This is a genomic window from Microbacterium sp. (assembly GCF_011620715.1).
GTDB lineage: Bacteria > Actinomycetota > Actinomycetes > Actinomycetales > Microbacteriaceae > Microbacterium.
The window spans coordinates 63,064-73,227 of record NZ_WOYP01000074.1 but is presented as its reverse complement, the minus strand read 5'-3'; the positions used below and the strand labels follow the sequence as shown (position 1 = coordinate 73,227).

9 protein-coding genes are annotated in these 10,164 nt (G+C 68.1%); 8 read left to right on the top strand and 1 reads right to left on the bottom strand.

The window, feature by feature from the left end; all coding sequences use genetic code 11:
• Nucleotides 1-48: 48 nt before the first annotated feature.
• The 7 genes from QZV84_RS07495 (at nt 49) to QZV84_RS07465 (ending at nt 7,260) form a co-directional block, all read left to right on the top strand.
• On the top strand, nt 49-141 hold the full coding sequence (locus tag QZV84_RS07495) for an SHOCT domain-containing protein (protein ID WP_292827684.1): 93 nt from the start codon (nt 49-51) through the stop codon (nt 139-141).
• Between the two features lie 184 nt (nt 142-325).
• Nucleotides 326-1,345, top strand: coding sequence for an iron uptake transporter permease EfeU (efeU, locus tag QZV84_RS07490; RefSeq protein ID WP_292827669.1), 1,020 nt, complete (start codon nt 326-328; stop codon nt 1,343-1,345).
• A complete protein-coding gene (gene efeO / locus QZV84_RS07485) occupies nt 1,342-2,571 on the top strand; it encodes an iron uptake system protein EfeO (RefSeq protein ID WP_292827666.1) in 1,230 nt (409 codons plus the stop codon). The genes efeU and efeO overlap by 4 nt, the downstream gene beginning before the upstream one ends.
• 70 nt (nt 2,572-2,641) lie before the next feature.
• Nucleotides 2,642-3,919 (top strand): iron uptake transporter deferrochelatase/peroxidase subunit, encoded by a 1,278-nt coding sequence (gene efeB, locus QZV84_RS07480; RefSeq protein ID WP_292827681.1) that lies wholly within the window; start codon nt 2,642-2,644, stop codon nt 3,917-3,919.
• A gap of 258 nt (nt 3,920-4,177) precedes the next feature.
• Nucleotides 4,178-5,383 carry an LLM class flavin-dependent oxidoreductase gene (locus QZV84_RS07475; protein ID WP_292827678.1) on the top strand — a complete coding sequence of 402 codons (1,206 nt, stop codon included), beginning with the start codon at nt 4,178-4,180 and terminating at the stop codon, nt 5,381-5,383.
• 1 nt (nt 5,384) lies between these two features.
• Complete coding sequence (locus QZV84_RS07470; RefSeq protein ID WP_292827663.1) at nt 5,385-6,035, top strand: FMN reductase; 651 nt, start codon at nt 5,385-5,387, stop codon at nt 6,033-6,035.
• Nucleotides 6,036-6,105: 70 nt separating this feature from the next.
• A complete protein-coding gene (locus tag QZV84_RS07465; RefSeq protein WP_292827660.1) occupies nt 6,106-7,260 on the top strand; it encodes a N(5)-(carboxyethyl)ornithine synthase in 1,155 nt (384 codons plus the stop codon).
• Here QZV84_RS07465 and QZV84_RS07460 read toward each other — a convergent pair.
• The gene (locus QZV84_RS07460) at nt 7,257-7,439 is read right to left on the bottom strand and encodes a DUF5302 domain-containing protein (protein ID WP_292827657.1); all 183 of its coding nucleotides are present in this window, start codon (nt 7,437-7,439) and stop codon (nt 7,257-7,259) included. The two genes, QZV84_RS07465 and QZV84_RS07460, sit on opposite strands and share 4 nt — an antisense overlap.
• A 382-nt stretch (nt 7,440-7,821) precedes the next feature.
• On the opposite strand from QZV84_RS07460, the gene QZV84_RS07455 reads away from it, so the two are divergent.
• Complete coding sequence (locus tag QZV84_RS07455; RefSeq protein ID WP_292827675.1) at nt 7,822-10,095, top strand: polyribonucleotide nucleotidyltransferase; 2,274 nt, start codon at nt 7,822-7,824, stop codon at nt 10,093-10,095.
• Nucleotides 10,096-10,164: the final 69 nt, after the last annotated feature.

Here is a 10,164-nt window from a genome sequence, read left to right as displayed (position 1 = left end):
GCACCGGCACCGGCACCGGCTGCCGTCCCGGCGGGTGGCACGGACATCGTGGCAGAGCTGCAGAAGCTGGCGTCGTTGAAGGATGCCGGCATCCTCAGCGATGACGAGTTCGCGGCCGCGAAGGCCAAGCTCCTCGGCTGACCCAGCGAGCTTGTCCGCCTCGGAAAGCGAGAAGAACCCCCGGGCCGCCGTGAGCAGCCTCTATGCTGCCCCGGATTGCCGCACCCGACGCGCAGCCGCTTTGACCGGTGCGCGCTGGACCAGTACGGTTAGTGAGGTGAGGTTAACCTAACCTCGTCACTCACTCCCGTCTCGAGATTGCCCAGTGCTCGCCACATTCCTCATCGGTCTCCGCGAAGGCCTCGAAGCCGCGCTCGTCCTCGGCATCCTCGTCGCGTACCTCACCCGAATCGGCCGCCGCGACGTTCTGCCGCGCATGTGGGCGGGTGTCGGGCTGGCCGTCCTGCTGGCACTGGCCATCGGCGCCGTGCTGACTTTCGGCTCCTATTCGCTCACGTTCGAGGCGCAGGAGATCATCGGCGGAGTCCTGTCCCTCATTGCGGTGGCGATGGTCACATGGATGATCTTCTGGATGCAGAAGACCGCACGCACGCTGAAATCGAGCCTCGAGGGAGGCATCGACCGCGCGCTCGCCCAGGGCACCCTCTGGGCGCTCGTGGCGATCGGCTTCGTCTCGGTCGCCCGCGAAGGCATCGAGACGACCTTGCTGCTCTGGTCGATGGTGCAGTCCTTCGGCGACGCACCCGCCGCGCTCCTCGGCGCGCTCCTCGGACTGCTGGTGGCGGCCTTGCTCGGCTGGCTGCTGGCGCGGGGGATGCTGCGTCTCGACCTGCGGCGCTTCTTCCTGTGGACCGGGGCGTTCCTGATCATCGTCGCCGCCGGCGTCCTCGCTTATGCCGTGCACGACCTGCAGGAGGGTGGCGTGCTGCCCGGTCCGTTCGGGGCGCTCGCGCCGACCGATCCGGCCACCGGCGCGGTCGCGGTCGGCCTCGCCGGCCTCCCCTTCGGCTGGGCATTCGATGTCACCGCCCAGATCCCGCCCGGATCCCCGCTTGCCGCCGTGCTGCAGGCGGCCGTCGGCTTCATGCCGCAGATGTCGTGGCTTCAGGTGATCACCTGGGTGCTCTACGTCGTCATCGTCGGGGCGTTCTTCCTGCGCGGCGCACGCCCCGGCCACCCGAGCACCGGCCGCACGAGCGCCGTCTCGAAGCAGATCGCCCCGAACGCCGACGCCCAGCCTCTCGACGCGGGTGTCCCCGATCACGTCGACGCCGCATCCGAGGTCACCTCGCCGTCACCCTCCGCAACCCAAGGAGCCGCATGACACCCGCCCGTATCCTCGGCACCGTCGGCGTCGTGGGTCTGTCCATCGTCGTGCTCGCCGGCTGTGTCGCCAAGAGCGAGGTCGCCGCATCCGACGCCCTCACCGTCACGGCGACCGACACCGGCTGCGAAGTGTCGGCGGCAACGGCCGCGAGCGGCAGCCTCGCGTTCGACGTCACGAACGCTGGAAGCGATGTGACGGAGTTCTACCTCCTCGCCGAGGACGGTCTGCGCATCGTCGGCGAAGCCGAGAACATCGCCCCGGGTGCCTCTCGAACCCTCACCGTGGTCGCCCAGCCGGGCGAGTACTTCACGGTGTGCAAGCCGGGTCTGATCGGCGAGGGAGTCGGGCGCTCCGCGTTCACCGTCTCGGGCGACGCCGTCGCGATCGACGGACCCGATGCCGAGCAGAAGCAGCAGGCCGTCGACCTGTATGCCGCCTTCGTCGAGGATCAGGTCTCGCAGCTCGTCCCGGCCGTCGCGGCATTCGTGGCCGACTACGAGGCCGGATCGGATGACGCCGCCCGAGCCGCCTTCCCGCAGGTGCGCGCCTACTACGAGCGCATCGAGCCCATCGCCGAGGCGCTCGGCGACCTCGACCCGCGAATCGACTACCGCGAGGTGGATGCTGTTGCGGAGGGCCTGGACTGGACCGGGTTCCACCGCATCGAGAAGGATCTGTGGGTGCCCGCGCAGGACGCCCTCAACGCCGACGGTGAGACGCCCGCCTGGCATGACTGGGCCCCCTCGACCCCGCAGGGGCGCGCGGCGTTCGGGGGCGCTCTGCTGGCCGACGTGTCCGAGCTCAACGACTACGTCCGCTCCGACGACTTCCGGGAGGCGCTCGAGGCGCAGGGCATCGTCGGGCTGAGCAACGGCGCGATCGCCCTCCTCGACGAGGTGGCGATGGGCAAGATCTCGGGCGAGGAGGACTGGTGGTCGGGGACCGACCTGTGGGACTTCGCCGCGAACGTGGAGGGCTCCAAGATGGCGTTCTCGCTGGCGCGCGACTTCGCCGCGTCCAAAGGCGACGAGGGCGCAGCCCTCGTCGAGGAGATCGATGCCGGGTACGCGGCGCTGGAGGCGTCGCTCGCTGCGCACGGATCGCTCGTCGACGGGTTCGCCCCGTACTCTTCCCTGACCGAGGACGACAAGCGCGAGTTCACCGACCTCATCAACGCGCTCGCCGAGCCGCTCTCGCGGCTCACCGTGACCGTCCTGGAATGACGTGAGCGACCCTTCGACGAGCGCCGGGACGCCCGGGGACGAGTCGTCCCGCCGCGACGGCCCGGCGACCATCACATCCACCGAACCGGCAGCCGGCCTCAGCCGCCGCGGTCTGCTCGGTCTGGTGGGGGCGGGCGCGGCGGGGCTGGCGATCGGCGCCGGGGCGGGGGTGACCGGCGGGATCGCGATCGCCAGCGCCGCGGAGAGCGACTCCGCGGCATCCGCATACGCCTTCTTCGGTTCCCATCAGGCCGGCATCACGACCCCGGTGCAGGATCACATGCACTTCGCCGCGTTCGACATGATGGCACGCACCGATCGCGCCGACCTGATCTCCCTGCTGCAGGACTGGTCGTATGCCGCGGCGCGAATGACCCGCGGGCTCGAGGTGAGCGCATCGGGCGCCGTCGGCGGCTCGCCCGAGGCGCCGCCGGATGACACCGGTGAGGCGCTGGGTCTCGGGGCGAGCCGGCTCACGATCACCTTCGGCTTGGGACCGACCCTGTTCGACAGCGACGGGGTGGATCGCTACGGCATCGGCGCTCGGCGCCCGCCCGCTCTCGAGCGGCTCCCCGCGTTCCTCGGCGACGACCTCGCCCCTGACGAGTCCGGCGGCGACCTGTGCATCCAGGCGTGCGCCGACGATCCGCAGGTCGCGGTGCATGCGATCCGCAACCTGAGCCGGATCGCGTTCGGACGCGCGAAGATCCGCTGGTCGCAGATGGGCTTCGGGCGCACGTCGCGCACGACGGCGGCGCAGCAGACCCCGCGCAATCTCTTCGGCTTCAAGGACGGTACGGCGAACATCCTGGCGGATGACCGCGAAGCGCTCGCGGACCACGTCTGGGTGGCGGCATCCGACGCTCCCGCATGGATGGCGGGCGGCTCCTACCTCGTGGCGCGCAAGATCGCGATGCTGATCGAGACGTGGGATCGCGTGCGGCTGTCGGAGCAGAATGCGATCATCGGGCGCGACAAAGGCGAGGGCGCCCCGCTCTCCGGCGGCGACGAGTTCACCGAATCGGATCTCGCGGCCACGGATGCCGCCGGCGCGGCGATCGTGCCGGAGAGAAGTCATGTGCGCCTGGCGCATCCTGACGTTAACGGCGGCATCCGCATTCTTCGCCGCGGCTACAACTTCGTCGACGGCAACACCGATCTCGGGCGCCTCGATGCGGGCTTGTTCTTCCTGTCCTATCAGCGCACCCCGGAGCAGTTCGTGAAGATCCAGCGCTCCCTGTCGACCGACATCATGGGCGAGTATGTGCGTCACATCGGCTCGGGCCTGTGGGCGGTCCCGCCCGGAGCGAGCCCCGGCTCCTACGTCGGTGCCGCGCTCTTCGCCTGAGGAGCGCGGAGATTCAGCCGTTCTGCCGTGGGTCCGCGTGCGGGCGGACGGGGCGTGGCGCTCCGCGGGGACGCCGGGAGCCGGTCGGGTCGGAGCGGCGGCCAGGGAGCTCCGCGTGGTCGTAGGGTCGGGGAATAGATTCCACGGTGGAGTGTTCCAGAGAATACATTCATATGAATGGAAACTGATGCCACCGGCATCCCGAATCGGAGAGCGATCGTGAACGACAACACCTCAGCCGCATCGAAGCAGCCGGCGATGCAGTTCGGCATCTTCACGGTGAGCGACATCACCGAAGATCCGACCACCGGCCGAACGCCCAGCGAGGCCGAGAAGATCCGCAATACGATCACGGTCGCCAAGCATGCCGAGGAGGTCGGACTCGACGTCTTCGCCCTCGGCGAGCACCACAATCCGCCGTTCTGGTCGTCTTCGCCCACCACGACGCTCGCCTACATCGCCGCCCAGACCGAACGCGTCGTGCTCTCGACGGCGACGACGCTCATCACGACCAACGACCCGGTGAAGATCGCCGAGGACTACGCGATGCTGCAGCACGTGTCGGGCGGCCGCACCGACGTCATGCTCGGCCGCGGCAACACCGGCCCGGTCTACCCCTGGTTCGGTCAGGACATCCGCCGGGGCCTGCCCCTCGCGATCGAGAACTATGCGCTGCTGCACAAGCTGTGGCGCGAGGACGTCGTGGACTGGGAGGGAGAGTTCCGCACGCCGCTGCAGGGCTTCACCTCCACGCCGCGCCCGCTCGATGACGTGCCGCCGTTCGTCTGGCACGGCTCGATCCGTACCCCTGAGGTCGCCGAACAGGCGGCCTACTACGGCGACGGGTTCTTCGCGAACAACATCTTCTGGCCCTCCGAGCACTACCAGCGCCTCATCACGCTGTATCGCCAGCGCTTCGCGCACTACGGCCACGGCACCCCCGAGCAGGCGATCGTCGGCCTCGGCGGACAGGTCTTCATGCGGTCCAGCTCGCAGGATGCCATTCGCGAGTTCCGCCCCTACTTCGACAATGCCCCGGTCTACGGCCACGGCCCGTCGATGGAGGACTTCACCGAGATGACCCCGCTGACCGTCGGCTCGCCGCAGCAGGTCATCGACCGGTACGCGGGTATGCGCGATGTCTTCGGCGACTACCAGCGCCAGCTGTTCCTGATGGATCACGCCGGTCTTCCGGTCAAGACGGTGCTCGAGCAGCTCGACATCCTCGGTGGCCAGGTCGTCCCGGTCCTTCGCAAGGAGCTCGCGAAAGACCGCCCGGCCGAGGTGCCGGATGCGCCAACCCATGCGGCACTGGTCGCTGCCAAGTACGGCGACCAGGGTCCTCAGGAGAAGATCCCGCACGCGAACCGCGGCGACAACCTGACCGGCGCAACGCCATACCGTGAGACGGCCGTCGCCGCGGGGTCGTCGTTCGCCGCCGCCGCCGTGCGAAGGGGAGCCTGAGATGACCGCACGTCGGATCGCCGTCGTCTCGGCAGGGCTGTCCAACCCGTCCACGACCCGTCTGCTGGCAGACCGTCTCACCAGCGCCACCCTGCGCGCACTCGGCGACACCGGAGAGGGCATCGAGACGGAGGTGGACGTGTTCGAGCTGCGCGACTACGCGCACGACATCACGAACAACCTGCTCACCGGCTTCGCCGCACCGGCGCTCGAGACGATGATCAACACCGTGGTGTCGGCGGATGCCGTCATCGCGGTCACCCCGATCTTCTCCACCAGCTACTCGGGCTTGTTCAAGTCGTTCATCGACGTCCTCGACCCCGATGCACTCACCGGCAAGCCTGTGCTGATCGGCGCGAATGCCGGCACAGCTCGGCATTCGCTCGCGATCGACTACGCGATCCGGCCGCTGTTCACCTATCTGCACGCCGAGCCGGTCTCGACCGGAGTGTTCGCGGCTTCGAGCGACTGGGGCGCCTCCGGCGATCAGGTGGCGCCCCTCGGGGAGCGCATCGAGCGGGCCGCGCGTGAACTGGCAGACGCGATCGCACGGCGCTCCCCGACGGTCGAGGCCGACCCGTTCGACCCCGGCAACTACCTCGGTGACGGACGCTCGTTCGGTCATCTGCTCGGCGGGCTGGCGGGGGAGTAGCCCTTTCGGCGCCTGATAGCGTCGAGAGCGGGGCCGGTTTCGGCCCCGCGGAGGGAAGAAGACCATCATCATGGCTGCCCGTGAACGTCTGGTCCTGGGAGCCCTCGGCGTCTCGCGCAAGCCGGACGAGCGGCGCGTTCCGCTCCACCCGGGCCACCTCGATCGCATCCCCGAAGAGCTGCGTCCGAGCGTGCTGCTCGAGACCGGGTACGGCGAGCGGTTCGGCGTCTCGGACGACGATCTGCGTCCTCTGGTCGGCGGGATTCTGGATCGCACCGCCCTGATCGCGGCGTCTGACGTGCTGCTGCTGCCCAAGCCGCAGCACGACGACCTCCGCGACATGCGCGATGGGCAGGTGCTGTGGGGCTGGCCGCACCTGGTGCAGGACGAGGTGATGACCCAGCTCGCCCTCGACAAGCGCCTGACCACGATCGCGTTCGAGGCGATGAACCACTGGGGGAGCGACGGAAGCTTCGGGCTGCACGTCTTCCACCAGAACAACGAGATCGCCGGCTACTGCTCGGTGCTCCACGCGCTCCAGCTGTGCGGCTCGACCGGGGACTACGGGCGCCGGCTGACCGCGGTGGTCATCGGATTCGGCGCGACCGCGCGTGGGGCCGTGACAGCATTGCGCGCGCACGGGGTGCACGACGTCCGAGTCCTCACGAACCGCAGAACGGCATCCGTGGCCGCTCCGATCCACGCCGCACAGATGATCCAGTTCGACCACGACGACGGACCCTACCTGAGCGAGGTCATCACCGACGCGGGACGCGTGCCGCTGGCGCCCTTCCTGGCCGAGAGCGACATCGTCGTGAACTGCACGCTGCAGGATCCGATCCGACCGCTCCTATATCTGAGGACCGACGACCTCGCCGCCTTCCGTCCCGGCAGCCTGATCGTGGATGTCTCGTGTGACGAGGGCATGGGCTTCGAGTGGGCCCGGCCCACGAGTTTCGTCGACCCGATGTTCACCGTCGGCGAGCACATCAACTACTACGCCGTCGACCACAGTCCGTCGTACCTGTGGAACTCGGCGAGCTGGGAGATCAGCGAGGCGCTGCTCAGGTTCCTCCCGACCGTCATGGGCGGTGCTGCTGCGTGGGAGCAGAACGAGACGATTCGGCGCGCAATCGAAATGCGCGACGGTGAGGTGCTCAACCCCGCGATCCTCGAGTTCCAGAACCGCTCCGCCGAGAAGCCGTATCCGATCCTCGCCCCTTAGCCGCTCTTGCGGCGGAACTCGCGCTTGGTCTGCACGGCTCCATGGGTCCCCTGCACGGGGGAGTCCCCGTCCAGGTGCGCCTCGCCCTCGCGGTGCTTCGCGTTCTTCTTGTCGAGCGCCTCCTTGAACTTGCGCTTCATGTCAGCTGCCTCTTCGGTGGGCTTGTCTTCGGTGCTCATGCTCTCCACCCTAGGCACGCGCTCGCCGCCCCCGCCACCCTGGCATCCGGGCGGGACGGAAGTGAACAGCGTCAGCGGAGCCTGCACTGGTAGACTGCTTCGGGTTGCCTTCGGGCATCCGCTCAACTAAAGACGAGCTACACGGAGCAGGCCGGCAGCAAGCTGGTCCCCTGTGGTGGAATCCCCGTCGCGCATGCGCCGGGTGCTCTTCTACTGGTGACCAGCGCAGGTACAGCGCGACGGACTGTCGTGCGCCGATAATCTGACTGTTCCTGCTCCTTCGCACGCTCGCGCATCACACGGATTCGCGAGCATAAAGAAGGGCACTGCGCCACCGCACGAAGGTGCGGAGCGCACGCCAGAACAGAAAGTGAGAGACCTCTTGGAAGGTCCTGAAATCACCGCCGCAGAAGCCGTTCTCGACAACGGCCGCTTCGGCACCCGCACGATCCGGTTCGAAACCGGTCGGCTCGCACAGCAGGCACAGGGGGCGGTCGCCGCGTACCTCGACGAGGAGACGATGCTCCTGTCGGCCACCAGCGCCGGAAAGCACCCGCGCGAAGGCTTCGACTTCTTCCCGCTGACCGTCGACGTCGAAGAGCGCTCGTACGCCGCGGGGAAAATCCCCGGCTCGTTCTTCCGTCGTGAGGGCCGCCCCTCGACCGAGGCGATCCTGGTGTGCCGTCTGATCGACCGCCCGCTGCGCCCGTCGTTCGTCGACGGCCTGCGCAACGAAGTCCAGATCGTCGTCACCGTGCTCTCGATCGCTCCCGGCGAGTTCTACGACGCCCTCGCGATCAACGCCGCATCGCTGTCGACCCAGATCTCGGGTCTGCCGTTCTCAGGTCCGATCGCCGGTGTGCGCCTCGCGCTCATCCCCGGCCACGGCGAGAACGATGACCAGTGGATCGCGTTCCCGACGGTCACGCAGCTCGAAGAGGCCGTGTTCGACCTCATCGTCGCAGGCCGCGTCATCACGGATGCCGAGGGCAACGAAGACGTCGCGATCATGATGGTCGAGGCTGAGGCCACCGAAGGTTCCTGGAACCTGATCAAGGGCGGCGCCGTCAAGCCGAACGAGCAGGTCGTCGCCGAGGGCCTCGAGGCCTCGAAGCCCTTCCTCAAGCAGCTCGTGGCCGCGCAGAACGTCGTGGCGAACACCGCGGCGAAGCCGATCAAGGAGTTCCCGGTCTTCCTGCCCTACAGTCAGGAGACCTACGACTTCGTGGCCGGTCGCGCCTATGACAAGCTCGTCCCGATCTACCAGATCGCCGACAAGCAAGAGCGCCAGAACGCCGATGATGCGCTGAAGGATGCCGTCAAGGCCGAGCTGCTCGCCGCCGTAGAGGCGGGTGAGCTGCCCGCCGTCGCGACGCTGGAGTTCTCGGCGGCGTACAAGTCGGTCACCAAGGTCATCGTCCGCGGACGCATCCTCTCCGAGGGTGTGCGCATGGACGGGCGTGGCCTGGCCGACATCCGTCCGCTCGACGCCGAGGTGCAGGTCATCCCGCGCGTCCACGGTTCGGCGATCTTCCAGCGCGGCGAGACCCAGATCCTGGGTGTCACCACGCTGAACATGCTCAAGATGGAGCAGCAGATCGATTCACTGTCACCGGTGACGCACAAGCGCTACATGCATCACTACAACTTCCCGCCGTACTCGACCGGCGAGACCGGCCGCGTCGGCAGCCCCAAGCGTCGCGAGATCGGGCACGGCTTCCTGGCCGAGCGCGCGCTCGTGCCGGTGCTGCCCAGCCGCGAGGAGTTCCCGTACGCGATCCGTCAGGTGTCCGAGGCTCTCGGCTCCAACGGCTCGACGTCCATGGGTTCGGTCTGCGCCTCCACCCTGTCCCTCCTGAACGCCGGTGTGCCACTGCGGGCAGCCGTCGCGGGCATCGCGATGGGCCTGGTCTCGGACGAGGTCGACGGGCAGACGCGCTACGCCGCGCTGACCGACATCCTCGGCGCCGAAGACGCTCTCGGCGACATGGACTTCAAGGTCGCCGGCACGAGCGAGTTCGTCACTGCGATCCAGCTCGACACAAAGCTCGACGGCATCCCGTCGTCGGTGCTGACCGCCGCGCTGCAGCAGGCCCACGAGGCCCGCCTCACGATCCTCAGCGTGCTCAACGCCGCGATCGACAGCCCCGACGAGATGGCACCGACCGCACCCCGCGTGATCAGCGTCCAGATCCCCCTCGACAAGATCGGCGAGCTCATCGGACCCAAGGGCAAGACGATCAATGCGATCCAGGACGAGACCGGAGCGCAGATCTCCATCGAGGAGGACGGCACCGTCTACATCGGCGCCACCGACGGCCCGTCGGCCGAAGCGGCTCGCGCGCAGGTGAACGCGATCGCAAACCCCACCAACCCGGAGGTCGGCGAGCAGTTCCTCGGCACCGTGGTGAAGCTGGCGACGTTCGGCGCGTTCATCTCGCTCCTTCCCGGCAAGGACGGACTGCTGCACGTCAGCGAGGTCCGCAAGCTCGCCGGCGGCAAGCGTGTCGAGAACGTCGAAGACGTGCTGAACGTCGGTCAGAAGATCCTCGTGAAGATCACGAAGATCGACGACCGCGGCAAGCTCTCGCTCGAGCCCGTCCTGGAAGAGCCCGCAGACCAAGCGGGTCTCGTTGTGGCCGGAGCCGAGAGCTGAATCTCGCCGACCCGGTGATCGAGTAGCGCCAGCGCCTATCGAGACGGATGCCCGTTCTGACCACGTGGG

Bases quoted from the DNA above. Each gene is read 5' to 3' on its own strand.
- QZV84_RS07470 (WP_292827663.1), top strand. From the start codon at position 5,385: ATGACCGCACGTCGGATCGCCGTCGTCTCGGCAGGGCTGTCCAACCCG.
- QZV84_RS07465 (WP_292827660.1), top strand. From the start codon at position 6,106: ATGGCTGCCCGTGAACGTCTGGTCCTGGGAGCCCTCGGCGTCTCGCGC.
- QZV84_RS07460 (WP_292827657.1), bottom strand. From the start codon at position 7,439: ATGAGCACCGAAGACAAGCCCACCGAAGAGGCAGCTGACATGAAGCGC.
- efeO (WP_292827666.1), top strand. From the start codon at position 1,342: ATGACACCCGCCCGTATCCTCGGCACCGTCGGCGTCGTGGGTCTGTCC.
- QZV84_RS07475 (WP_292827678.1), top strand. From the start codon at position 4,178: ATGCAGTTCGGCATCTTCACGGTGAGCGACATCACCGAAGATCCGACC.